At 71.4% G+C, this 23375-nt stretch carries 26 protein-coding genes; 10 read left to right on the top strand and 16 right to left on the bottom strand.

Going from position 1 to position 23375, the window contains the following annotated elements; translation table 11 throughout:
- Positions 1-25 precede the first annotated feature (25 nt).
- The 6 genes from AC1DDU_RS17715 to AC1DDU_RS17690 all read right to left on the bottom strand — a co-directional run bounded on the left by AC1DDU_RS17715 (position 26) and on the right by AC1DDU_RS17690 (position 5914).
- The gene (locus tag AC1DDU_RS17715; protein WP_477436400.1) at positions 26-1054 is read right to left on the bottom strand and encodes an iron-siderophore ABC transporter substrate-binding protein; all 1029 of its coding nucleotides are present in this window, start codon (positions 1052-1054) and stop codon (positions 26-28) included.
- A 165-nt stretch (positions 1055-1219) separates the two neighbouring features.
- Positions 1220-1867, bottom strand: coding sequence for a biotin transporter BioY (locus AC1DDU_RS17710; protein ID WP_477436398.1), 648 nt, complete (start codon positions 1865-1867; stop codon positions 1220-1222).
- Positions 1868-1975: 108 nt separating this feature from the next.
- A complete protein-coding gene (locus AC1DDU_RS17705; RefSeq protein ID WP_477436396.1) occupies positions 1976-3277 on the bottom strand; it encodes an acyltransferase family protein in 1302 nt (433 codons plus the stop codon).
- A 100-nt stretch (positions 3278-3377) separates the two neighbouring features.
- Positions 3378-4049, bottom strand: a complete 672-nt coding sequence (locus tag AC1DDU_RS17700) for a response regulator (RefSeq protein WP_477436394.1) — start codon at positions 4047-4049, stop codon at positions 3378-3380.
- Positions 4046-5278, bottom strand: a complete 1233-nt coding sequence (locus AC1DDU_RS17695; RefSeq protein ID WP_477436392.1) for a sensor histidine kinase — start codon at positions 5276-5278, stop codon at positions 4046-4048. The genes AC1DDU_RS17700 and AC1DDU_RS17695 overlap by 4 nt, the downstream gene beginning before the upstream one ends.
- Positions 5279-5290: 12 nt before the next feature.
- Complete coding sequence (locus AC1DDU_RS17690) at positions 5291-5914, bottom strand: DedA family protein (protein ID WP_477436390.1); 624 nt, start codon at positions 5912-5914, stop codon at positions 5291-5293.
- A 166-nt stretch (positions 5915-6080) separates the two neighbouring features.
- On the opposite strand from AC1DDU_RS17690, the gene AC1DDU_RS17685 reads away from it, so the two are divergent.
- The gene (locus AC1DDU_RS17685) at positions 6081-7679 is read left to right on the top strand and encodes an ABC-F family ATP-binding cassette domain-containing protein (RefSeq protein WP_477436388.1); all 1599 of its coding nucleotides are present in this window, start codon (positions 6081-6083) and stop codon (positions 7677-7679) included.
- A 45-nt stretch (positions 7680-7724) separates the two neighbouring features.
- Here AC1DDU_RS17685 and AC1DDU_RS17680 read toward each other — a convergent pair whose 3' ends face one another.
- The 4 genes from AC1DDU_RS17680 to AC1DDU_RS17665 form a co-directional block, all read right to left on the bottom strand.
- A complete protein-coding gene (locus AC1DDU_RS17680; protein WP_477436386.1) occupies positions 7725-8621 on the bottom strand; it encodes an SURF1 family cytochrome oxidase biogenesis protein in 897 nt (298 codons plus the stop codon).
- Positions 8618-8842 (bottom strand): hypothetical protein, encoded by a 225-nt coding sequence (locus tag AC1DDU_RS17675; protein ID WP_477436384.1) that lies wholly within the window; start codon positions 8840-8842, stop codon positions 8618-8620. The genes AC1DDU_RS17680 and AC1DDU_RS17675 overlap by 4 nt, the downstream gene beginning before the upstream one ends.
- Complete coding sequence (locus tag AC1DDU_RS17670; RefSeq protein ID WP_477436382.1) at positions 8839-9198, bottom strand: DUF3099 domain-containing protein; 360 nt, start codon at positions 9196-9198, stop codon at positions 8839-8841. The genes AC1DDU_RS17675 and AC1DDU_RS17670 overlap by 4 nt, the downstream gene beginning before the upstream one ends.
- Positions 9199-9265: 67 nt before the next feature.
- On the bottom strand, positions 9266-9814 hold the full coding sequence (locus tag AC1DDU_RS17665) for a DUF4190 domain-containing protein (protein WP_477436380.1): 549 nt from the start codon (positions 9812-9814) through the stop codon (positions 9266-9268).
- A gap of 132 nt (positions 9815-9946) precedes the next feature.
- Here AC1DDU_RS17665 and fabG point away from each other — a divergent pair, with 132 nt between their 5' ends.
- Positions 9947-10657 (top strand): 3-oxoacyl-ACP reductase FabG, encoded by a 711-nt coding sequence (gene fabG / locus AC1DDU_RS17660; protein WP_477436378.1) that lies wholly within the window; start codon positions 9947-9949, stop codon positions 10655-10657.
- A gap of 57 nt (positions 10658-10714) precedes the next feature.
- Here the strand turns inward: fabG and AC1DDU_RS17655 are convergent, their stop codons facing one another.
- Genes AC1DDU_RS17655 through AC1DDU_RS17645 form a run of 3 tightly spaced genes read right to left on the bottom strand, consistent with a single transcriptional unit; the run spans position 10715 to position 13390 of the window.
- The gene (locus AC1DDU_RS17655) at positions 10715-11422 is read right to left on the bottom strand and encodes an alpha/beta fold hydrolase (RefSeq protein WP_477436376.1); all 708 of its coding nucleotides are present in this window, start codon (positions 11420-11422) and stop codon (positions 10715-10717) included.
- Between the two features lie 38 nt (positions 11423-11460).
- On the bottom strand, positions 11461-12102 hold the full coding sequence (gene serB, locus AC1DDU_RS17650; protein ID WP_477436374.1) for a phosphoserine phosphatase SerB: 642 nt from the start codon (positions 12100-12102) through the stop codon (positions 11461-11463).
- 43 nt (positions 12103-12145) lie between these two features.
- Positions 12146-13390: a glucose-1-phosphate adenylyltransferase gene (locus AC1DDU_RS17645; protein WP_477436372.1), complete on the bottom strand. Its 1245-nt coding sequence runs from the start codon at positions 13388-13390 to the stop codon at positions 12146-12148.
- 48 nt (positions 13391-13438) lie between these two features.
- On the opposite strand from AC1DDU_RS17645, the gene glgA reads away from it, so the two are divergent.
- The 3 genes from glgA to AC1DDU_RS17630 all read left to right on the top strand — a co-directional run bounded on the left by glgA (position 13439) and on the right by AC1DDU_RS17630 (position 15797).
- Positions 13439-14632, top strand: a complete 1194-nt coding sequence (gene glgA, locus AC1DDU_RS17640) for a glycogen synthase (protein WP_477436370.1) — start codon at positions 13439-13441, stop codon at positions 14630-14632.
- A gap of 9 nt (positions 14633-14641) precedes the next feature.
- On the top strand, positions 14642-15427 hold the full coding sequence (locus tag AC1DDU_RS17635; RefSeq protein ID WP_477436368.1) for an ABC transporter ATP-binding protein: 786 nt from the start codon (positions 14642-14644) through the stop codon (positions 15425-15427).
- 115 nt (positions 15428-15542) lie between these two features.
- The gene (locus AC1DDU_RS17630; RefSeq protein ID WP_477436366.1) at positions 15543-15797 is read left to right on the top strand and encodes a type B 50S ribosomal protein L31; all 255 of its coding nucleotides are present in this window, start codon (positions 15543-15545) and stop codon (positions 15795-15797) included.
- Between the two features lie 60 nt (positions 15798-15857).
- Here the strand turns inward: AC1DDU_RS17630 and AC1DDU_RS17625 are convergent, their stop codons facing one another.
- Positions 15858-16589, bottom strand: coding sequence for an exonuclease domain-containing protein (locus AC1DDU_RS17625; RefSeq protein ID WP_477436364.1), 732 nt, complete (start codon positions 16587-16589; stop codon positions 15858-15860).
- Positions 16590-16677: 88 nt separating this feature from the next.
- On the opposite strand from AC1DDU_RS17625, the gene AC1DDU_RS17620 reads away from it, so the two are divergent.
- On the top strand, positions 16678-17577 hold the full coding sequence (locus AC1DDU_RS17620; RefSeq protein ID WP_477436362.1) for an alpha/beta fold hydrolase: 900 nt from the start codon (positions 16678-16680) through the stop codon (positions 17575-17577).
- On the opposite strand, the gene AC1DDU_RS17615 is transcribed toward AC1DDU_RS17620, so the two are convergent.
- On the bottom strand, positions 17537-18091 hold the full coding sequence (locus AC1DDU_RS17615) for a CGNR zinc finger domain-containing protein (RefSeq protein ID WP_477436360.1): 555 nt from the start codon (positions 18089-18091) through the stop codon (positions 17537-17539). The two genes, AC1DDU_RS17620 and AC1DDU_RS17615, sit on opposite strands and share 41 nt — an antisense overlap.
- 74 nt (positions 18092-18165) lie before the next feature.
- Between AC1DDU_RS17615 and AC1DDU_RS17610 the strand changes: the two genes are divergently transcribed.
- Positions 18166-19176 carry an EamA family transporter gene (locus tag AC1DDU_RS17610; RefSeq protein WP_477436358.1) on the top strand — a complete coding sequence of 337 codons (1011 nt, stop codon included), beginning with the start codon at positions 18166-18168 and terminating at the stop codon, positions 19174-19176.
- On the opposite strand, the gene AC1DDU_RS17605 is transcribed toward AC1DDU_RS17610, so the two are convergent.
- Positions 19148-19621, bottom strand: coding sequence for an Lrp/AsnC family transcriptional regulator (locus AC1DDU_RS17605; RefSeq protein ID WP_477436356.1), 474 nt, complete (start codon positions 19619-19621; stop codon positions 19148-19150). The two genes, AC1DDU_RS17610 and AC1DDU_RS17605, sit on opposite strands and share 29 nt — an antisense overlap.
- A gap of 165 nt (positions 19622-19786) precedes the next feature.
- On the opposite strand from AC1DDU_RS17605, the gene pdhA reads away from it, so the two are divergent.
- Genes pdhA through AC1DDU_RS17590 form a run of 3 tightly spaced genes read left to right on the top strand, consistent with a single transcriptional unit; the run spans position 19787 to position 23360 of the window.
- Positions 19787-20926 carry a pyruvate dehydrogenase (acetyl-transferring) E1 component subunit alpha gene (gene pdhA, locus AC1DDU_RS17600; protein ID WP_477436354.1) on the top strand — a complete coding sequence of 380 codons (1140 nt, stop codon included), beginning with the start codon at positions 19787-19789 and terminating at the stop codon, positions 20924-20926.
- Positions 20923-21936: an alpha-ketoacid dehydrogenase subunit beta gene (locus AC1DDU_RS17595; RefSeq protein WP_477436352.1), complete on the top strand. Its 1014-nt coding sequence runs from the start codon at positions 20923-20925 to the stop codon at positions 21934-21936. Before pdhA ends, AC1DDU_RS17595 begins: the two co-directional genes overlap by 4 nt.
- Entirely contained in the window at positions 21933-23360 is a 1428-nt protein-coding gene (locus AC1DDU_RS17590) for a dihydrolipoamide acetyltransferase family protein (RefSeq protein ID WP_477436350.1), read from the top strand. The genes AC1DDU_RS17595 and AC1DDU_RS17590 overlap by 4 nt, the downstream gene beginning before the upstream one ends.
- Positions 23361-23375: the final 15 nt, after the last annotated feature.

Genomic DNA, 23375 nt, shown 5'->3' with positions numbered 1-23375 from the left:
CTCCGCAGGACTTTCGGGCGAACGGTCAGCTCAGGGCGCCGGCGAGGAGCGCGAAGTAGTCGTGGATGCCCCAGCCGATCGACAGCGGCGACGGGTTCGCCGACGCCGCCAGCGGGGTGGACTCCTCGAGGATGGCGATGCGCCCCTCCGCGATCGCCGGGATCTGCGACAGCAGCGGGTCAGCCTGCAGCTGGGCGACGATCGAGCCGCTCGCATCGCCGTACGTGACGAACACGTCGACGTCGGCGAAGCGGTCGGCCTCCTCGGCACTGACCGTCGTGTAGAACTGGTCGGTGGCCGCGGACTCGTCGGCGACGACCGTCGGAACGGGGACGCCGAGGTCGGCGAGGAAGCCCGGACGGGTGTCGAGGGTCGTGTAGAAGCCCACCTTGCTGAAGTCCGACGGGTCGATGTACGAGAAGAGCACGGTGGAGTCGGCGAGCTCCGGGAAGTCGGCGAGCGCCGTGTCGACGGTGCCGTGCAGCTCGTCGATGAGCGCCTCGCCCTCCTCGGCCAGACCGATCGCGGTCGAGTTCAGGCGGATCATGTCCTCGTACGAGGTGCCCCAGGCGACCTCGGGGTAGGCGACGACCGGCGCGATCTTCGACAGCGTGTCGTACTCCTCCTGCGTGAGGCCTGAGTAGGCGGCCAGGATCACGTCGGGCTGCGTGTCGGCGACGGCCTCGAAGTCGATGCCGTCGGTCTCGTCGAAGAGCACCGGGGTGTCGGCGCCGAGCTCGTCCAGCTTGTCCTCGACCCACGGCAGCACGCCGTCGCCGTCGTCGTCGCCCCACGTCACCTCCGCCATGCCCACCGGAACGACGCCGAGCGCGAGCGGCACCTCCTGGTTCGACCACGCGACCGTCGCGACGCGCTCGGGCTTGGATGCGATGACGGTCTCGCCGTAGGCGTGCTCGATCGTGACGGGGAAGCCGTCCCCGGCCGCGGAAGTCGTCGAGGTGCTGTCGTCGCCGGCTGCCGTGGCGCAGCCCACGAGGGCGACGGCGGCGACGGCGAGCATCGCGGTGGCGGCGGCAGGGCGGGGAAGGCGCACGGAATCCTCCGAGGAGTTAGGTAAGGATGCCCTTACTCAGGGCTGAGTTAGGTCAACCTTACTCAGCCGTCTCCCAGATTGCGAAATCCGGCCGCGCCGACGCGAAAGCCCCGGCCGTGCGGGCCGGGGCTTTCGATTCAGGATGCCTCGTGTGGAGGCGTCGGTTCACTCCTTGGTCTTGTCGACCCGACGCACGAGCGCCCAGGCGCCCGGGATGATGGCCGCGGCCAGCGCTGCCTTGACGAGGCCGCCCACGATGAACGGGAAGAGACCGGCCTGCAGCAGCGCCCAGAACGAGAAGTCGAGGCCCATGACGACGTTGAGGATGAACGCCATGTACGGGATGCCGAAGACGAACGGCACCGCGCTGGCCGCGGCGAATCCCACGAACGCCAGGGCGGGGCGACGGTCCCACGCGCGCTCGGCGAACCAGCCGGCGACGAACGCGGAGAAGATGAAGCCGATCACGAAGCCGAAACTCGGCTTGGCGACCGCGGCCACCGTGCCGGTGAACCCGGCGAACACCGGAAGGCCGGCGAGGCCCACGAGCATGTACGTGGTGAGGGCGGCGGCTCCGCGCCAGGCGCCGAGCGCGGCGCCGACGACGATGACGCCCAGCGTCTGGCCGGTGATGGGCACCGGCCACAGCGGGATCTCGATCTGGGCGAGGAGGGCCACGACCATCGCGCCGGCGATGACCAGTCCGGCATCGAGGGCGAACGCGCGGGCGCGGGAGGACGGGCGGGCGATGACGTCGGCGAGCACGCGACGGGTACCGGCGGAGGCGGTCGGGGCGGCGGCGATGGATGACATGGGAATCAGCCTAGGGGGCACCGGCAGGCGATACTTGGACGCCGTCCACCAAGGAATCGGCATTTCGCTGTCGGTCAGGCATAGGACGCGCGGTCACCGCCCGGAGAGTCACACCGCGACGGGAGCGCCGAGTGCGACCCGGCGTGGCGCCGGGATCCGGGCGAGCCGCAGCGCGCCGACGAACAGGCCCACGGCGACGAGCGCCGTCGCCGGCGACGTGCCGGCGACGAGCAGGAGCGCCACCGCCGCCGTGCCCGCCAGCGTGCCCGCGCCGACGCGCCACACGGAACGGGACGCCGTCGGCAGCCGCAGCGCCTCGACGCGGGCGAGCAGTAGCGCGACGACGGCGGTGGCGGCCAGCGCCGTAGCGAGCCACACCGGACGGGTCAGCCACCAGGCGGGTCCGTCGATGTCGGGAAGAGGCATCCCCGTGGCGATCGCCGTCCACGCGAGCAGCCCTGCGAGCGCCAGCAGCACCGGCATGTGCCACAGGTACACGGTCATGGCGCGCGGGGTCACGAAGTCGGTCACGGCCGCGGGCACCCGCCGCGACGCCAGACGCGCGAGGGGCGTGCGCAGCAGCGAGAAGAGCGCGGTGTGGACGACCCCGACCAGCAGCAGGGCCGTCGTCGGCGGGTTGATGTTGGCGACGAGATCGGGGGAGTGGATGCCGAGCAGGAACGAACCCGCGAGCGCTGCGAGCGCGCCCGCCGCCAGCAGGCCGCGCGTGCGACGCGAGAGCGCATCGATGCGTCCGTCGGCGAGGAAGAACCCGACCTGCTGCAGCGTCAGCCACACGAAGGCGAGGTTGAGGAACCCGAGCGCCTCCAGGCCGGTGCCGATACGCGCGACATCGACGCAGACCGCCGCGGCGGCGAGCCCCGCGATGGTGGTGAGCGGGGCACGCTCGTGCAGACGCAGCAGGGCGGGAAGCAGGGCCTGGCACACCAGGAAGACCCCCAGGAACCACAGCGGCTGCCCGAACCGGAACCCGGCGAGCGCGACCAGGTCGGCGGGCACCCCCGCCGACGCGACCAGCGCGAGCAGCACGCCGACCGTGCCGACCGTGACCGCGGCCGGCAGCAGGAGCCGGTGGATGCGTCCGCCGACGAAGCCCACCGCAGTTCCGCCGCGCTCGCGGGAGCGGCGGAACGCGGTGGCACCCGAGAACCCGCCGATCACGAAGAACAGCGGCATCACCTGCAGCGCCCAGCTCAGCGGCACGATCCAGGCCGTGCCGTCGCTGGCGTTCACGAACGACGGCTGCCCGCCGGTCACGGCGACGCCGACCATCATCGCGTGCAGCACGACGACGCCGATGATGCAGAAGGCCCGCACCAGATCGATCGCGCGGTCTCTGCCGGGGCTGCGGAGCGGGGATGCCGCGTGGGCGGCGTGAGCGACGGTCATGAGGTCCTCCCGGGGATGTCGTCCCCGGAAGGTTAGGAACGCGGTGGCGGCCGCCGCATCGCTCCGTGGTGTCGTCGTGCCCTCACTCCGTGGGGTGATGTCAGCCGGCAGGCTCCACCAGTCCGGCGTCGTAGGCGAAGATGACCGCCTGCACGCGATCGCGCGCGCCGAGCTTGGCGAGCACCTTTCCGACGTGTGTCTTGACGGTCTGCTCCGAGATGAACAGATCCGCCGCGATCTCGGTGTTGGAGCGTCCGCTCCCGATGAGGGTGAGCACCTCTCGTTCGCGATCGGTGAGCTCGCCCAGCGTCGCGACGGCGCGACCGGCTCGCGGCCGACGGGCCGCGAAATGCTCGATCATGCGCCGAGTGACGCTGGGCGCGAGCAGGGCGTCGCCCGCGGCGACCACGCGGACCGCATGCACGAGGTCCTCGGGGAGCGCGTCCTTCAGCAGGAATCCGCTCGCCCCGGCCTCCAGCGCGTCGTACACGTAGTCGTCGACGTCGAACGTGGTGAGCATCAGGATGCGGGGAACCCGCGCGGCGGGGAAGGTCGGGCCGAGGATGCGGCGGGTCGCCGCGATCCCGTCGAGTTCCGGCATCCGCACGTCCATCAGGACCACATCCGGCTCGAGACGGGCAGCCAGCGCGACCGCCTGGGCACCGTCAGCGGCCTGGCCGACGACCCGGACATCGGGCTGCGCGTCGAGCAGGGCGGCGAAGCCGGCACGGACCATCGCCTGGTCGTCTGCCACGAGGACGCTGATCGTCACGATGCCCCTCCGGTGGGATCGGTGAGCGGGAGGACGGCGCGCACGGTCCAGCCGCCGTCGGAGTCGGGGCCGGCCTCCACGCTACCGCCCACCAGCGCGGCGCGCTCCCGCATGCCGAGGAGCCCGTGGCCGCGCCCCGTGCCGGCTGCCACGACTTCGGGGGAGGTGCCCGGACCGTTGCGGACGACGATGCGCACCGCCTCGGCATCCGTCCTCACCTCGACGTCGATGCGGGCATGCGGCGCGTGGCGCACGGCGTTGCTGAGCGCCTCCTGGGCGATGCGGAAGGCCGCGATGTCGACCGCCGAAGGGATGGCGTCGGGAGCGGGGGACAGCGACGCCTCGACCTCGGCTCCCGCGCGCCGCACCGCCGCGACGAGCGCGTCGATGTCGCGCAGACCCTGCTGCGGCGTCAGGTCGGGCTGCTGATCCTCGGTGCGCAGCACTCCCAGCAGCCGGCGCATCTCGGTGAGCCCCGACCGGGCCGTCTGGGCGATCTCGTCGAACTCCGTGACCGCCTCGTCGGGGAGTCCCGGAACTCGGTAGCGCGCGGTCGAGGCCTGCACCTGGATGAGCGACATGCCGTGGGCGACGACGTCGTGCAGCTCTCGCGCGATGCGCGTGCGCTCCTCGACGAGCACCCGGCGGGACTGCTCGAGCGCCGACAGTTCGCGCTCCCGGGTGAGTTCGGCACCCACCCGCAGCCGGCTGGCGACGAGCACCGCCACCAGCAGCGCCGCACCCGAGATGGAGGTCACGATGACGAGGTTCACGATCGCGGGGACGACGGGGACCACGGCGGACAGCGCGATCACGACCGCGAGCGTGCCGCCGATGCTGAGCAGCCACGCAGCCAGCGCGAACCGCCAGCCGTGCCGGACTGTGAGGACGCCGAGGAACGCGAAGAGGGTGAGCATGGCCGGGACCGACCACGGCCACGGCCATGTCGTCTCGGGTGCCGCCACGATCGGGAGGGGGAGCGCCAGCGCCGAGACCGTGAACGCCGCGATCGCCCAGCGCGGGTAGCGGACCGCCAGGAGCAGGGCGCCGCACAGCAGTGCGCCGAAGAGGAACGCGAACGCGGGGGGCTGTCCGTACAGCGCGATGAGCACCGGCACCAGCACCGAGAACAGCGCGACGGCGACCAGCGCCAGCGCGCCGAAGGCCAGCGTCATCGTGTTCGGTCGGCGGATGCGGCGGGGCGCCTCGACAGCGGTGGTCACGCGCATGCAGTCATCCTCTCAGGCGCGCTGCGCGCGCGTCGCGCTCTCGGCGCGCCGGGCGCGCAGCGCGACGACCCGGTCGACGATCAGACCGAGACCCACGGCGAGGACGATGCCCAGCCCCGCGCTCAGCAGCGGCTGATCCTTCAGCCACGCGCCGGCGAGCAGCCCGATGGCGACGCTGTACACGGCCCAGCCCGCTCCGGCGAGCACGCTGAGCAGCGCGAACCGCGGCCACGGGTAGCCGAGCGCGCCGGCCGACAGGTTGACCGCGACGCGGCCCACCGGGATGAACCGGGCACCGAGGATCAGACCCGCGCCGCGCCTTTCGAGCGTGGTCCGCGACCATTCGAAGGTCGCGGCGACACGGGGTCGTCGCATCCACGCGAACCGGGTCGTGCCGACGCTCCGGCCGATCGCGAACGCGATGTTGTCACCGATCGCCGCGCCGATCGCGGCGATCGCACCCAGCAGCAGCAGATCGGGGCGGCCGGTGGATGCCGCGACCGCCGCCGCGGCGACCAGCACCGTCTCGCTCGGCACGGGCGGGAAGAAGCCGTCGACGACGGCCACCACGAACATCGTGGCGTACAGCCACGGGGACGAGACGGCCTGGAGAATGAGGTCGCTGAGCAGTTCCACCCCGGAACGGTATGCGCGGGGCATGCGCCGCGGCATCCCTCTCCGGTACCGACCAGGTCACCCTGCGGAGGTATTTCGTGTCACGCGTCGGTCTGATGCGTCACCGTATACTGGATGGCTGGCCACTCGGCCGATCCACCCACCACCGATCGAACGGACACCTGCTGTGCTCGCCGTGCACGACCTCGAAATCCGCGTAGGCGCCCGCGTCCTCATGTCGGACGTGTCGTTCCGCGTGTCCGACGGCGACAAGATCGGCCTCGTGGGCCGCAACGGCGCCGGCAAGACCACGCTGACCAAGGTGCTCGCCGGGGATCTCATCCCCGCCGACGGCAAGGTCGAGCGGTCGGGGGAGCTCGGCTATCTGCCGCAGGACCCCCGTTCGGGGGATCCCGAGATGCTCGCCCGCACGCGCATCCTCGACGCCCGCGGCCTCGGCACTCTCGCGATCGGCATGCACGAGGCGTCCCTGGCCATGGGCGACGACGACGAGGCGGTCGCCGCGCGCGCGATGCGCAAGTACGCCAACCTCACCGAGCGCTTCGAAGCCCTCGGCGGGTACGCGGCAGAGGCGGAGGCGGCATCCATCGCCCACAACCTCTCGCTGCCGGACCGCATCCTCGACCAGCCCCTCAAGACGCTGTCGGGCGGCCAGCGCCGCCGCATCGAGCTGGCCCGCATCCTGTTCTCGGACGCGCAGACGATGATCCTCGACGAGCCGACCAACCACCTCGACGCCGACAGCGTCGTGTGGCTCCGTGAGTTCCTGAAGGGCTACAAGGGCGGGCTCATCGTGATCTCCCACGATGTCGAGCTCGTCGGCGAGACCGTGAACCGCGTGTTCTATCTCGACGCGAACCGCCAGGTCATCGACGTCTACAACATGAACTGGAAGAACTACCTGCGCCAGCGGGTGGCCGACGAGGAGCGCCGCAAGAAGGAGCGCGCCAACGTCGAGAAGAAGGCCACCGTGCTGCAGCAGCAGGCCGCCCGGTTCGGCGCCAAGGCATCCAAGGCCGCCGCTGCCCACCAGATGGTCGCGCGTGCGGAGAAGATGCTCGCAGGCCTGGACGAGGTCCGTCAGGAGGAGCGCGTCGCGAAGCTGCGCTTCCCGAAGCCCGCCGCGTGCGGCAAGACGCCGCTCATGGCCTCCGGGCTGTCGAAGTCGTACGGCTCGCTCGAGATCTTCACCGACGTCGACCTCGCGATCGACCGCGGCTCGAAGGTCGTCATCCTGGGCCTCAACGGTGCCGGCAAGACGACGCTGCTTCGCATCCTCGCGGGCGTCGACCAGCCCGACACCGGGCGGCTCGAGCCCGGTCACGGCCTCAAGATCGGCTACTACGCACAGGAGCACGAGAACCTCGACGTCTCACGCTCGGTGCTGGAGAACATGATGTCGGCGGCGCCCGACATCACCGCGACCGAGGCGCGCAAGGTGCTCGGGTCGTTCCTGTTCACCGGCGACGACGTGCTGAAGCCCGCCGGCGTGCTGTCGGGCGGCGAGAAGACCCGTCTGTCCCTCGCGACCCTCGTGGTGTCGTCGGCGAACATGCTGCTGCTCGACGAGCCCACGAACAACCTCGACCCCGCGTCGCGCGAGGAGATCCTCGGCGCGCTCGCACACTACGAGGGCGCAGTCGTGCTGGTCTCGCACGACGAGGGTGCCGTGGAGGCGCTCAACCCCGAGCGCGTGCTCATCCTGCCCGACGGCGTCGAAGACATCTGGGGCCGCGACTACGCGGACCTGGTCACGCTGGCCTGAGCCGCGCACGCGCGGCGCGCGGGCTCCCGCTTCCGGGCCTGCAGGTCAGCGGCCCGCGGCGTCGATCAGGGCGTCCTCGTCCTCGGCGTCGCGGTCACGGCGACGACGGGATGCCGCCGCCGGCGCGGGAGCGGCATCCGTCTGCTCGCCGTCCGCGGCGTCCGCGTCCTCGGCGTCCTCGCGGCGATGCCGGCGCTCGGTGCGGATGACGTAGCCGATGAAGACGAAGCCCATGATCGCGAACAGGATCCACTGGATCGCGTACGACAGATGCGGGCCGGGGTCGTCGGACGGTGCCTCCAGCGCGCCCGGAGCCGTCGCGGTCGCGGGGTCCTCGGAGACCATCACGCCGTAGGCGCTGCGATCGAGGGCCTCGCCGGCGGCGGGGGAGATCGTGTCGGCGACCAGTCCGAGGTTGATGGTGGGCACCTGCCCATCTGGGGCGGAGCGACCCGAGGAGGGCAGCTGTTCGCCAGGTCGCAGGCGCACGATCACGGTCGTCTGCCCCGACGGCGGCGTCGGCACGGCATCCGGTCCGGGCTGGTCGTCGCCCGGCGGCACCCAGCCGCGGTCGACGAGGAGCACGCGGCCGTCGTCGAGCTGGAAGGGCACCAGCACCTCGAACGCGGACGTGCCGCCGTGCGGGCGGTTGCGCGCCAGCAGCTCGTCGTCGGCCAGGTAGGAGCCGGTGAGGACGACCGGATGCCACTCGTCCTGCGGGTCGAGCTCGGCCCCGGGGGCGATGACCTCGGCGAGCGGCACGGGCGTCGCGTCGTAGTTCCGCGCGACCAGCGCGAGCTGGGCGGAGCGTTCCTGGTTGCGCGAGAACTGCCAGTTCGACAGGAACGCGCACGCGATCGCGAACACCACCGCGAGGGCGATGTAGATCGCCCAGCGGCCCGCACGGGGGAGATGCTGCATGCTCACCGACCGGCGGCTCATCGGGCCGCCTCCGCGGGCGAGAGCGGGGACACCGTCAGCGGGAAGTCGCGGGCGGCGAGGAACTCCCGCAGATACCCGACGTGCTCGTCGCACGCGACCCAGGTCTTGCTGCGGTCGCCGGTGTGGATGCGCGGGTTGCGCCAGTCGATGCGCCAGTGCGCTGCGCCGCGGCATCCCGCCCGCGAGCAGACGGCCTCGTCGGCCTGATGGTCGGCGTTCATTCGGTCTGGTCCGGAGTGTCGGTGATGGCGTGCTTCTCTTCCACGCGGATGACGCCGGGATCGCTCGGGGCCGTCGTCGAAGGGGCCGCGGGAAGCGCCGGCTCCGGGTCTTCGCGGCGGTTGCGCCGGCCCTCCTGGCCGACGTTCGCCGACACGACCGCGATGTACGGGAGGAAGATCGCCGCGGCGCCGAACACCCAGGTGTACCAGCCGTACGGCGTGATGACGACCATGAGGATGAAGCACGCCACGCGGATGCCCATCGTGACCAGATAGCGCACCGAGCGCGCGTCGACATCGTCGCGCGGGGCGCGCGGCAGCGATGTCGCCGAAGGGGCGTGGCTCGAACTCTTCACGGTACTTCCAGCGTACGCCGGTTGCACCCGGCGATCGCCCCGGGAGCGTGTCCCGGGGCGATCGATTTCAGTAGCTGCCGCCGTACTGGTTGTAGGTGGCGACGGCGACCGAGAAGAACAGGATCAGGGCGATGATGCCGATGATCGTGAGGCCGAGGCCGACCCAGCCGACGATGGTGCCGGCCAGCGCCATGCCGCGGCCCTGCTCGCCGCTCGTCTTGAGCTGGTTGAGCGACATGTGGCCGGTGATCACGCCGACGATCGACCCGATCAGCGGGAGGATGACGAAGCTCGAGATCGACGCGATGAGCGAGACGATGGCGAGCGTGTTGGTCTTCGGCTGCGCGCCGTAGCCGTAACCGGGCGCCGCACCGTACGCCGGGGCGGCGCCGTAGGCCGGAGCAGCGCCGTAGGCGGGGGCGGCGTTCGCCGGCGGCGTGCCGTACGCCGGTGGAGGGTATGCGCCCGGTGCCGGAGCGGCGTAGCCGCCCGGCGCGGGTGCTGCCGGCGGCTGAACCGGCTGCGCGGGCTGTGCCGGCTGGGCCGCCGGCGCCGGCGGAACGGGCGGGTACGCGCCGGGCTCCGGGGCGGGGTTCTGCGGGATGTTGTCGCTCACGGCGAGGCCTTTCGTCGATGTCCGCCTCCAGCGTCCCAGCGGCACTGGGGGGTGTCAAACGGGTGACGGATGCCGCGACCCCGCCGCCGGTAGGCTGGTCCGGTTCGGCCACTGACCTCCGGGAGTCCACACATGTCCACCGATCGCGTCGTCCTCGTCACCGGCGGAAACCGCGGCATCGGCCGTGCCATCGCGGAGCGCTTCGTCGCCGAGGGCTACAAGGTCGCCGTGACCGCGCGCTCGGGCGAGGGCCCCGAGGGCACGCTCACGGTGCGGGCGGATGTGACGGATGCCGCCGCCGTCGACGCCGCCTTCACCGAGGTCGAGAACACCCTCGGTCCGGTCGGGATCGTCGTGGCCAACGCGGGCATCACGAAGGACACGCTGCTGCTGCGCATGACCGAGGACGACTTCGACAGCGTCGTGGCCACCAACCTCGGCGGCGCCTTCCGTGTCGTCAAGCGCGCCTCGAAGGGCATGCTGCGCGCCCGCTGGGGTCGCGTCATCCTCATCTCGAGCGTTGTCGGCCTGTACGGCTCCGCCGGCCAGATCAACTACTCGGCCTCCAAGAGCGCCCTGGTCGGCTTCGCCCGCTCACTCACCCGCGAGCTCGGCGGCCGCGGCATCACCGCGAACGTCGTGGCGCCCGGCTTCATCGAGACCGACATGACGGCCGAGCTTCCTGCCGACACGCAGGCCGAGTACCAGAAGAGCATCCCCGCCGGTCGGTTCGCGTCCGCGGACGAGGTCGCCGGCGTCGTCACCTGGATGGCGTCGGATGACGCCGCGTACATCTCCGGCGCCGTGATCCCGGTCGACGGCGGCCTCGGCATGGGGCACTGACCCGCAGCCCCTCCGCGACGGGCCCGGCGATGCCTCGCATCGCCGGGCCCGTGCGCGTCAGTCGATCGCCCGCAGGACGGCCTCGGCGACCGCGCCCGGCCGCGAGAACTGCGGCCAGTGACCGGTCGGGTCGCCTTCGGCGCCGAGCTCGATGACCTCGAGCTGCTCGACGGCGGCGAGCTCGGCCGCCCACACCGGCGCCGCGGCGATGATCTCGCGGATCTGCGCCTCGCGCACCGTGCCGGTGATGATCGTGGCCGGCACCGCGCGGCGCCGCTCGTCGGACAGCCGGATGGGGTCGGTGGGAACCCGCTCGGGCACCGACTTCGCGCGGGCCGCGGCATCGGCACGCGTCTGCGGGTCGAGGTCGGCGACGTCGGACTCGTCGAAGAAGTCCCACCCGGGGAAGGGGATCACGCCGTCGACGACGGGGAACTCCGACACCGCTCCGCCGTCGCCCGGCGGGAACGTGTCGAGGAACACGACGTGCGAGACCCGGTCGGGGCGTGCGTCCACGGCGCCGTAGACGACGTTGCCGCCGCCGGAGTGCCCGACGAGCACGACAGGCCCGTCGAGTCGGTCGATCTCGGCGACGACGGCGGCCACCCAGTCCGCCATGCCGATGCCCACGGCGGCGGCTCCGGAGGCGCCGACTCCCGGCATCGTCAGAGCGTGGGTGCGATGCCCCGCCGCTTCGAGCGCGGGGGCGACGTCGCCCCAGGAGGATGCGTCGAGCCAGAGTCCGGGAACGAGGATGATGTGCATGCCCCGACGCTACGCCAGGGCACCGACACCCCGGCAGGTCACGGCAGCAGCGCGATGACCTCTGCCAGATCCACCGGGCCGACGACGACGTCGGCGCGCTCGCGCACCGCCGGCTTGGCGTTGAAGGCCACGCCGAGTCCCGCCACCGCCATCATCTCGAGGTCGTTCGCGCCGTCGCCGATCGCAAGCGTGCGGGTGAGGGGCACGTCGCGCTCGGCCGCCCACTCGCGCAGCGCGGCGGCCTTGCCCGCGGCATCCACGATCCCGCCGTCCACCGCGCCGCTGAGCACGCCGTCGCTCGTCGCGAGCCGGTTCGCCCGCCACACGTCGACCCCGAGGTCCGGCGCGACGGTGTCGAGGATCTCGTGGAACCCGCCCGACACCACCCCGACCGCGCCGCCGCGCTCGTGGACGGCGGCGACGAGCTCGCGCACCCCCGGCGTCGGCTCGATGCGCGCCAGCACCCGCGCGAACGCCGTGACCGGCACGCCCTGCAGGGCCTCGACCCGCGATCGCAGGCTGGTCGCGAAGTCGACCTCGCCCCGCATCGCTGCCTCGGTCGCGGCGGCCACCTCGGCCCCGCGCCCTGCCTCGTCGGCGATGAGCTCGATGACCTCGTTGCGGATCAGCGTCGAGTCGGCGTCCAGCACGACGAGGAAGCGGGCGGGTGCGGCAGGCATGCCTCCACGCTAGCCGGACGCGGATGCCGCTCCCGACCGCGTGTCACCGTTCGACGCGCACGCCCTTGCCGACGACGGTGATGCCGCTGTCGGTGACCGTGAAGCCGCGCGCAAGGTCCCGCTCGCGGTCCACGCCGACCGTCGCGCCCTCTTCGAGCAGGACGTTCTTGTCGAGGATCGCCCGGTGCACCCGCGCGCCCGCCCCGACCTGCACGTGGTCGAAGAGCACCGAGTCGGTGATCGTCGACCCGCCGCCCGCGAGCGTCCACGGGCCGACGACGCTGCGCTCGAGGTGCGTGCCGGACAGCACCGACCCGAGCGACACGATCGAGTCGATCGCGTTGCCGATGCGGCCCACCGAGTCGCGCACGAACTTCGCCGGGGGCGAGTTCACCGCCTGCGAGTGGATCGGCCAGTCGGTGTTGTAGAGGTTGAAGATCGGCAGCGTCGAGATGAGATCGCGGTGGGCGTCGAAGAACGAGTCGATGGTTCCGACATCCCGCCAGTAGTACCGGTCGCGATCGGTCGAGCCCGGCACCTCGTTGCGGTTCATGTCGTACACGCCCGCCTCGCCGCGGCCGACGAAGTAGGGGACGATGTCGCCGCCCATGTCGTGGTTGGACGTCGGGAACTCCCCGTCGGCCTCCACCGCCTCGATGAGCGCCTGCGCGTCGAAGATGTAGTTGCCCATCGACGCGAGCACCTGGTCGGGCGCGTCGGCCAGCCCCACCGGGTTCTGCGGCTTCTCGAGGAAGTCGCGGATGCGCATCGGGTAGTCGGGCTCGACGTCGATGACGCCGAACTGGTTGGCCAGTGAGATCGGCTGGCGGATGCCGGCCACCGTGGCCCGCGCGCCGGACTCGATGTGCGCGGCGAGCATCTGCCGGAAGTCCATGCGGTACACGTGGTCGGCGCCGATGACGACGACGATGTCGGGCTGCTCGTCGTTGATGAGGTTGAGGCTCTGCAGGATCGCGTCGGCCGACCCCGAGAACCAGCGCTTCCCGAGCCGCTGCTGCGCGGGCACCGACGTCACGTACGAGTCCAGCAGCGCCGACATGCGCCACGTCTGCGAGATGTGGCGGTCGAGGCTGTGGGACTTGTACTGCGTCAGGACCACGATCTGCCGCAGACCCGAGTTGATCAGGTTCGAGATCGCGAAGTCGATGAGGCGGTACTGACCGCCGAAGGGGACGGCGGGTTTCGCGCGGTCCGCGGTCAACGGCATCAGCCGCTTCCCTTCGCCGCCGGCGAGGATGATTCCGAAGACCTTGGGTGCAGCTGGCATGGCCCCCACACTATGACGCGTTCCGGGCCGTGTACTAGCGTTCGACACATGCGCGTCGACATCGTCACGAAGGAGTACCCGCCGGAGATCTACGGGGGTGCGGGAGTTCACGTGACCGAGCTCGTCAAGGCGCTGCGCACCGACCTCGACGTGCGGGTGCGCGCGTTCGGCGCGGACCGCGACGAAGAGGGCACCACATCGTACGGCGTGCCCTCGGAACTGGCCGCGGCCAACGCCGCCGTGCAGACCCTCGGCACGGATCTGGAGATCGTCTCCGACGTCGCCGGCGCCGACGTCGTGCACAGTCACACCTGGTACGCGAACTTCGCCGGGCATCTGGCATCCCTGCTGCACGGCATCCCGCACATCGTGACGGCCCACAGCCTCGAGCCGCTGCGGCCGTGGAAGGCCGAGCAGCTGGGCGGCGGGTACGCCGTGTCGAGCTGGATCGAGAAGACCGCGTACGAGAGCGCAGCGGCCATCGTCGCGGTGAGCGAGGGCATGCGGGCCGACATCCTGCGCAGCTACCCGGAGCTCGACGGCGACAAGGTGCGCGTCATCTACAACGGCATCGACGTCCAGGCGTGGCATCCGGTCGACGATCCGGCGCTGCTGGCCGAGCTCGGCATCGATCCCGCCAAGCCGTCGGTGGTGTTCGTGGGGCGCATCACGCGGCAGAAGGGCCTGCCGTACTTCCTGCGCGCCGCCGAGCGCCTTCCCGCCGACGTCCAGGTGGTGCTCGCCGCGGGGGCGCCCGACACGCCGCAGATCATGGCGGAGGTCGAGGAGCTGGTGCGGGGGCTGCAGGACACCCGCGAGGGTGTCGTGTGGCTGGATCGGATGCTGTCCCGCCACGAGCTGTGCACGATCCTCAGCGCCGCCACCACGTTCGTCTGCCCCTCGGTCTACGAGCCGCTCGGCATCGTGAACCTGGAGGCGATGGCGTGCGGTGCGGCCGTGGTGGGCACGGCCACCGGAGGGATCCCCGAGGTCGTGGTGGACGGCGTCACCGGGCGTCTGGTGCCCATCGAGCAGGCGCAGGACGGCACCGGCACGCCGGTCGACCCTGAGCGCTATGTGGCCGATCTCGCGCGCGTGCTCACCGAGGTGGTGAGCGATCCGGCGCAGGCGCAGGCATACGGCGAGGCAGGTCGCCGGCGGGCGACCGAGGAGTTCAGCTGGGGGCGCATCGCCGACCAGACGGCGGCGCTGTACGCGGAGGTCGCCGCCGACGGCCGATAGGCTATCGGCATGCCCCAGGTGCTCGAATTCTCCGACGTCGTCGTCCGCCGGAACGCCCGGAACATCGTCGACCACCTGGACTGGACGATCAACGACGACGAGCGCTGGGTCGTGCTCGGCCCCAACGGCGCCGGCAAGACCACGGTGCTCCAGATGGCCGATACGCTGCTGCACCCCACGTCGGGCACGGTGACGATCCTCGGCGAGCGGCTCGGCCGCACCGACGTGTTCGAGCTGCGCCCTCGCATCGGGTTCGCGTCCTCCGCGATGGCGCGCCGCGTGCCGCCGGAGGAGACCGTGCTCAACGTCGTGCTGACGGCGGCGTACTCGGTGCTCGGCCGCTGGCGCGAGGACTACGAGGACATCGACGAGCGGCGCGCGCTGCGGGTGCTCGCCGAGTGGAAGCTCGACCACCTGGCCGACCGTACGTTCGGCACGCTCAGCGACGGCGAGCAGAAGCGCGTCCAGATCGCCCGCGCCGTCATGACCGACCCCGAGCTGCTGCTGCTGGACGAGCCCACCGCGAGCCTGGACCTGGGCGCCCGCGAGGAGCTCCTCATGCTGCTGAGCGGCTACGCCCAGGCGCCGACGACGCCTGCGATGATCATGGTCACGCACCACGTCGAGGAGATCCCGATCGGCTTCACGCACGTGCTGCTGCTGCGCGACGGCCAGGCGGTGGCATCCGGTCCCATCCGCGACACGCTGACCGGCGAGGCGCTCAGCGACACCTTCGGCGTGCCCATCCGCCTCACCGAGGACGGCGGGCGCTTCGCCGCCCGCGCCACCCACTGACCCGGTCGGTTCGGCGTCCCCGCTCGGGGCTGATAGAATCACTCTTTGGTGCGCTCGCACCACCAGACTTTGACCGTCCTGGCAAAATCCAGGGCACCATCCTCAAAGGACCATCATGAAGACTGACCTCCACCCGGACTACCAGGCCGTCGTGTTCCGTGACCTCGGCTCGGGCGAGACCTTCCTCACCCGCTCGACGGTGACCAGCGACAAGACGATCGAGCTCGATGGCGTCGAGTACCCCGTCATCGACGTCGAGATCTCGTCGGCCTCGCACCCGTTCTACACGGGCAAGCAGCGCATCATGGACTCGGCCGGTCGTGTCGAGAAGTTCAACCAGCGCTTCAAGAACTTCGGCGGCGCCAAGTAAGCAGCCCCGCCCGGAAGACCCCGCTTCGGCGGGGTCTTCTGCGTTTGCGCGGGGGAGTGCTCAGCGGATCGGCCAGCGGCCGTCGAGGCGGTCGTCGGGGTCGATCCGGCCGATGCGGATGAAGTACTCGGTGAGGCTCTCGGCCTGCGCCCGGGCCCACCCGATCTGCCGGGTGTGCAGCTCGCCCGCCGTCTCGGGCAGCCACGGCGCGAAGCGCTCGGCCTGCGCCTGGGCGACGCGTCCGGCCGCGACCGCGTCGGCGGACGCCTCGTGCGCCGCATCCAGCCGCACCGCGTAGTGCGCCGCGACGACCTCCAGCGTGCGCTTGCCCTTGCGCCACCGGTCGTACGCCTTGTCGACCACGAGCGGGTCGATGACCGGGGTCGGGTTCTCGATCGGCGCGATGCCGTGCCGCAACGACTCGTACTTCAGCAGCGAGAAGTCGAACGGCGCGTTGTAGGCGACGACGGGGATGCCGGCATCCAGCAGTCCGCTCACCGCCTCGACCACCTCGGTCACGACGTCGCGGGCGGGGCGGCCCTGCGTGCGGGCGTGCTCGGTCGTGATGCCGTGGATCGCGCTCGCTCCCTCGGGGATCTCGACGCCGGGGTCGGCGAGCCAGTCGCGTGCGCGGATGACGCGGCCGCCGGCATCCAGCAGGCCCACGTGCGCCGTCACGATGCGATCGCCGGTCACGTCGACGCCCGTGGTCTCGAGGTCGAAGACCCCGACCATGCGCACCCAGTCCGGCACATCCCACAGCGGCAGCTGTTCGGGATGCGGGCGGCTCATGCCGTTCACGGTATGCGCCGCCGCCGACATCCGGGCGAAGGCGCTCCGCGTACAGGCCGGGCACGGGCGGGACTCGTAGACTCGACGGGTGAGCGCGCCCAACCCCTACGCCCCGCTGCTGGACGAGATCCCCGTCGAGCGACGCGAGCTCGAGGTGCTCGGCGGCGTCACCGCCTACTGGGTCTACGGGCCGTCGGATGCGGCCACCACCGTCGTCGCGGTGCACGGCTTCCGTGGCGAGCACCACGGCCTCGAGCCCGTCGTCGCGCACCTGCCGAGCGTCCGGGTGATCTCACCCGACCTTCCGGGCTTCGGCGAGACCGCGCCGATCCCGGGCCGCAGGCACGACCTCGACCTCTACGCGCAGTGGCTGCAGGAGTTCGCCGGAGCGGTCGCGCCCGGCGCCGTCATCCTCGGACACTCGTTCGGCTCGATCGTGGTCTCGGCCGCCGTTGCGGGCGGCCTCGAGACGCCGCGGATGATCCTCGTGAACCCGATCGGCGCCCCGGCGCTGGAGGGTCCGCGCGGCGTGCTCACCCGGCTCGCGGTGTTCTACTACTGGGCGGGTGCGAAGCTGCCCTCCGGGCTCGGCGACGCACTGCTGCGCAACGGGCTCATCGTGCGGGGGATGAGCGTCACGATGGCCAAGACCAAGGACCCCGGCATCCGCCGATTCGTGCACGATCAGCACGACACCTACTTCTCGCGCTTCGCGGACCGCGACGTGCTGCACGACGCGTTCGTCGCGTCGGTCTCGCACGACGTGCGCGAGTTCGCGCCGCGCATCGCGCAGCCGACGCTGCTGGTGGCCGCACAGCGCGACGACATCACGCCCATCGAGGCCGAGCGGACGCTGGCGACGCTGTTCGCCGACGCCGAGCTCGTCGAGATCCCCGATGTCGGGCACCTCATCCACTACGAGACCCCGGCGGTCGCCGCCGCGGCGATCACGCGGTTTCTCGCGCCTTCCGACGCCGATACGCGTTGACGTTCATGCGGTTGCCGCAGTTGCCGGTGTCGCAGTAGCGCTTGGAGCCGTTCTTCGAGAAGTCGACGTAGACGCCGTCGCAGTCGTCGGCCGCGCACACGCGCACCCGGTCGTACTCGTCGGCGCGGATGACGTCGATGAACGCCATGGCCGCCTCGACGAGGATGCGGGTGGCCAGCGGTGCGTCGTCGCTCGTGGCGTGGATGTGCCAGTCGAAGCCGTCGTGGATCACCAGGCGGGGCAGCGCGTCGCCGTCGCGCAGCATCTCGTTGACCAGTGGCACCGCTCCCTCCCGGTCGACCTCCCACAGCTGGCGCAGTCGTGAGCGGACGGCGCGGACGGCATCCAGCTCCGCGAGATCTCGCCGGATGACGCCCGTGTAGGGGTTGACCTCCAGGTACGCGGCGAAGTCCTCGAGGGTCGTGAGCGTGTCGTCGCCGTCGAAGCCGGGCAGCGTGTTGACCAGATACGCGGCGGCGCGGAGGTTCTGCTCCGTGTCATGAATGAAAACCACGTTGACTCCTGACATCCCGTTCGCTACTGTCACCAGTGTAAACACCTTTCACCCCTGACAGTCGGATGCCGCCCATGACCGCCCAGACCGCGTCGCTCCCCGTCATCGCACCGAGTTCGGCCGTGGGTTCCACCGCACGTCTGCGCACCACGGGCCTGATCATGGCCGTGGGCTCGGCCCTCGCGTTCTCCTCGAGCGGACCGTTCGTCAAGCCGCTGCTGGAGGCCGGCTGGTCGCTCGGCGCGGCGCTCCTGGTGCGGATGGGGATCGCCGGCCTCATCCTGTCGCCGGCGCTGTTCCGTGCGATGGCACGTCAACGCGGGTTCCTGCGGCGCCACTGGCGCCTCATCGTCGGGTTCGGCCTCATGCCCGTGCTGGGCTGTCAGCTGTTCTTCTTCTCCGCGATGCAGCGGATGCCGGTGGCCGTGGCGCTGCTCATCCAGTACCTCGCGCCGGTCATGCTCGTCGCATTCGTCTGGATCCGCACCCGCAAGGCGCCGTCGGCGCTGGTGATCTGGGGTTCGGTGGTGGCGATGGCCGGCCTCGTGCTGGTCGTCGACATCTCGGGGGCATCCTTCGACCTGCTCGGAACGCTGCTCGCCCTGGCCGCCGCGGTGTGCGTGTGCGCCTACTTCGTCATCTCCGAGCGCGCCGGCGACGAGCTCCCGCCGCTGGCGCTGGCTGCCAGCGGCCTGCTGACCGGCGCCCTCGTCATGGGCGTGCTGTGCCTCACCGGCATCCTGCCGTTCCAGGCGCCAGCGGTCACGGTCGTGCTCGCCGGCACGGAGGTGCCGTGGTGGATGCCGATGCTCTGGGTCGCCGCCGTCGCCACGACGGTGGGCTACGCGTTCGGGGTGATGGCGGTGCCGCGCATCGGCGCGCGCGTCGCCTCGTTCGTCGGGCTGTCGGAGGTGCTGTTCGCCCTCATGTTCGCGTGGATCTTCCTCGCCGAGGTGCCGGCGCCCATCCAGTTCGTCGGCGGTGCGCTGATCCTCGTGGGCGTGGTGCTGGTGCGGGCGGATGCCTCGTCCACCGGCAACCCGAAGGGCGAGGCGGCTACGGTACCTGTCGTGCCAGCTCCATGAGCGGCGTGACGCGGTGGGCGATGACCTCGCCCATCACCAGCGACGTCTCGGTGCGCTCGACGCCCTCGATCGCCAGGATGCGGGCGTCGGTGTCGAAGAGGTGCTGCGTGTCGCGGCACGCCACGCGCACCAGCAGATCGACCTGACCCGACAGGCCGTGCGCCTGCACCACCTCGGGCACGCGCGCCAGTTCGACGGCGATCCGGGGCAGATCGGCCTGCCGCACGATGACGCTGATGAACGCCTCGATCGGGAACCCGAGGGATGCCGACGAGATCGCCCGCTCGTACGACAGGAACACGCCCGCCTTCTCGAGCCGGGCCATGCGCGCCTGCACGGTGTTGCGCGACAGACCGAGCCGTTCGGCCAGTGCGACGACGGTCGCCCGGGGGTCTGCGGACAGCGCCGCGAGCAGTTCCAGGTCGACGTGATCGAGGGCACTCATAGTGCGAAACGTTAGCACGCCTGAATCCCCTCCTGGTTGTCAACATGCTCAAGAAGATCGCGAATGCTTGAGCGAGGTGCGATGCGGACGTAGCCTCGAATGAGCCGGCGACGAGGCCGGCGCACACGAGGCGGCTCCTCACGAGGGAGCCCGCAACGAGGAGTGATGACGATGACGCACACCCTGACACCGACAGCGGATCCGGCCACCGACATCGAGGATGTCGCCCGACTGCTGACCCCCGACGGCGAGCGCATCGCCGACGCCGAGCTGGACCGCTGGGTCGCCGACGTCGATGCCGAGGCGCTGCGCGGTCTGTACCGCGACATGGTGCTGCTGCGCCGCATCGACACCGAGGGCGTCGCCCTGCAGCGGCAGGGCCAGCTGGCGCTGTGGCCGCCGTGCCAGGGGCAGGAGGCGACGCAGATCGGCACCGCGCGGGCGCTGCGTGCGGACGACTTCGCGTTCCCCAGCTACCGCGAGACGGGCGTCGTCTACGCCCGCGGCGGCAAGCCCTCCGACTTCGTCCTCGCCTGGCGCGGCGAGGAGCACTCCACGTACGACCCCTACGAGCTGAACACCGCGACGCAGCAGATCATCATCGGCGCGCAGGCGCTGCACGCGGTCGGGTACGCGATGGGCGTCCAGCGCGACGGCACCGACCAGGTCTCGGTCGCGTACTTCGGCGACGGCGCCTCGAGCCAGGGCGACGTCAACGAGGCGATGGTCTTCGCGTCGTCGTTCCGCGCCCCGGTCGTCTTCGTGTGCACGAACAACCAGTGGGCGATCTCGGAGCCGGTCACGGTGCAGGCGAAGTTCCCCATCGCCGGGCGCGCGCCGGGCTTCGGCATCCCGAGCATGCGCGTGGACGGCAACGACGTCCTCGCGTGCCTCGCCGCGATGCGCTGGGCGCTGGACATCGCCCGACGCGGCGAGGGTCCTGCGTTCATCGAGGCCGTCACCTACCGGATGGGGCCGCACACCACGTCGGACGACCCCACGCGCTACCGCGACAAGGAGGAGGTCGAGTCCTGGCGCCGCCGCGACCCGATCGCCCGCGTCGAGCAGCTGCTGCGGTCGCGCGGCGAGTACGACGACGCCTTCGCGGCGAGCGTCGACGCGGATGCCGACGCCCTCGCCGCCCGCGTGCGCGAGGCCGCGATGAGCGCGCGCACCCGTGAGCCGATCACGGTGTTCGACGAGGTCTACGCCGAGCCGCACTCGGGCATCGACGAGCAGCGCGAGTGGTTCCGCGCGTATCTCGACGGGTTCGCCCCGGCAGGCGCCGAGGAGGCGGCACGATGACGCAGCTGACGATGGCGAAGGCCATCAACGAGGGCCTGCGGCGCGCGATGGCCGACGACCCGAAGGTGCTCCTCATGGGGGAGGACATCGGCAAGCTCGGCGGCGTCTTCCGCATCACCGACGGCCTGCAGGAGGAGTTCGGCGCGCAGCGGGTCGTCGACACCCCGCTCGCCGAGGCGGGCATCATGGGCACCGCGGTGGGACTGGCGTTCCGCGGTTACCGCCCTGTCGTCGAGATCCAGTTCGACGGCTTCGTCTACCCGGCCTTCGATCAGATCGTGTGCCAGGTCGCGAAGCTGCACTACCGCACCCGCGGCAACGTGACGATGCCGATCACGATCCGCATCCCCTGGGCGGGCGGCGTCGGCGCCGCCGAGCACCACTCCGAGTCGCCCGAGGCGTATTTCGTGCACACCTCCGGGCTGCGCGTGATCGCCGTGTCGAACCCGCAGGACGCCTACGTGATGCTGCGGCAGGCGATCGCCTCCGACGACCCCGTGGTGTACTTCGAGCCCAAGCGGCTGTACCACACCAAGGGCGAGGTCGACCTCGACCTGCAGCTCGCCGACGCCCCGCCGATGGGGCTCGCGCGGGTCGCCCGGGAGGGCAGCGACGTGACGCTGCTGACGTACGGCGCGCAGGTGGCGACGGCGATGGATGCCGCCACCGCCGCCGAGGACGACGGAGTGTCGATCGAGGTCATCGACCTGCGGTCGATCTCGCCGGTCGACTACCGCACGGTGACGGCCTCGGTCCGCAAGACCGGTCGCGTCGTGGTCACGCACGAGGCCGCGCGCGAAGCCGGCGTCGGTGCAGAGCTCATCGCCAGCGTCACCGAGCGCTGCTTCAACTACCTGGAGGCGGCACCGCAGCGCGTCACGGGACACGACATCCCGTATCCGCCCGCCAAGCTCGAGAAGCACCATCTGCCCGACCTCGATCGGATCCTGGACGCCGTGGACCGCGTCATGGACCGCCCGAACAGCCTGAGCGGGGTGCGGGACGCATGACGCAGGACTTCCTCCTCCCCGACCTCGGCGAGGGACTTCCCGAGGCCGAACTGGTGCAGTGGCTGGTCGCCGTCGGCGACACGGTGGCGCTGAACCAGACCATCGCCGAGGTCGAGACCGCCAAGGCCGTCGTCGAGCTGCCCTCGCCGTACGCGGGTACCGTGACGGCGCTGCACGCCGAGACGGGCGATGTCATCCTGGTCGGCTCGGTGCTGATCTCGTTCGACACCGGGGCGGCGGATGTCTCCCCTCCGTCGACGCTCGACGCGAACGCCGTGGCGGCCGCTCCTGCAGGGGCGGCGGCCGAACACGCAGCGGCGGCGGATGCGGCATCCGCTCCGGCGGAGAAGGCGCAGCCGAATCTCGTCGGGTACGGCGCCGCCCCGCGCGGCGCCGGCCGGCCGCAGCGACGGGCGCGCGTCGCCGGGCAGGCGACTGCGGTGTCCGACACCGCGGTCCTCGAGGCGGCACCCCATGACGCGATCCAGCTCGGCGATGTGGGCGAGCGCCCTGTAGAACGGCCGCGCTCCACGCCGCCGGTGCGCGCGCTTGCGAAGCAGCTCGGCGTCGACCTGGCCCTCGTCGAGGCGACCGGTGCGACCGGGATCATCACGCGCGGCGACGTCGAGGCGTACGCGGAGCGCATCGGCGTGACCGCCGCGCCGGCCGCTGAGCCGGCGGTGACCGAGGCGTTCGAACCGCCGCGTCCCGCCGTCGGCGGCGACCGGACGACCCGCACCCCGATCCGCGGCGTGCGACGCATGACCGCCGCCGCCATGGTGCGCAGCGCCTTCACCGCCCCGCACGTCACGACGTTCCTGACGGTCGACGTGTCCGCGACGAGCGAGCTCATCGCCTCGCTGAAGGCCGATCGCGCCCTCCAGGACCACCGCATCGGGGTCATGGCCGTCGCCGCGAAGGCCGTCTGTCTCGCCCTGGCCCGCCACCCCGGACTGAACTCGACGTGGGACGAGGACGCCGGCGAGATCGTCGAGCATCACTACGTGAATCTCGGGATCGCCGCGGCGACCGGGCGGGGCCTCGTGGTGCCGAACATCCGCGACGCGCAGGAGCTCACCCTCGTGGAACTCGCCGATGCGATCCGCGCGCTCGCCGAGACGGCGCGCTCGGGCAAGACGGCGCCCGCCGACATGATGGGCGGCACGTTCTCGATCACCAACGTGGGCGTTTTCGGCGTCGACGCGGGCACGCCGATCATCAACCCGGGGGAGGCGGGCATCCTCGCGCTGGGCGCGGTGCGTCGCCAGCCGTGGGAGCACCGCGGCGAGATCGCGCTGCGCGATGTGATGACGCTCGCGCTGTCGTTCGACCACCGCCTCGTCGACGGCGAGCAGGGATCGCGGTTCCTCGTCGAGGTCGCCGACATCCTGCGGGAGCCGGGACGCGCGATGCTGCTTCGCTGACAGCGACCGCCCGGC

Source organism: Microbacterium sp. 05T445 (assembly GCF_056395865.1).
The sequence above is the reverse complement of the archived record's forward strand: the minus strand, read 5'-3'. Positions and strand labels throughout refer to the sequence as shown.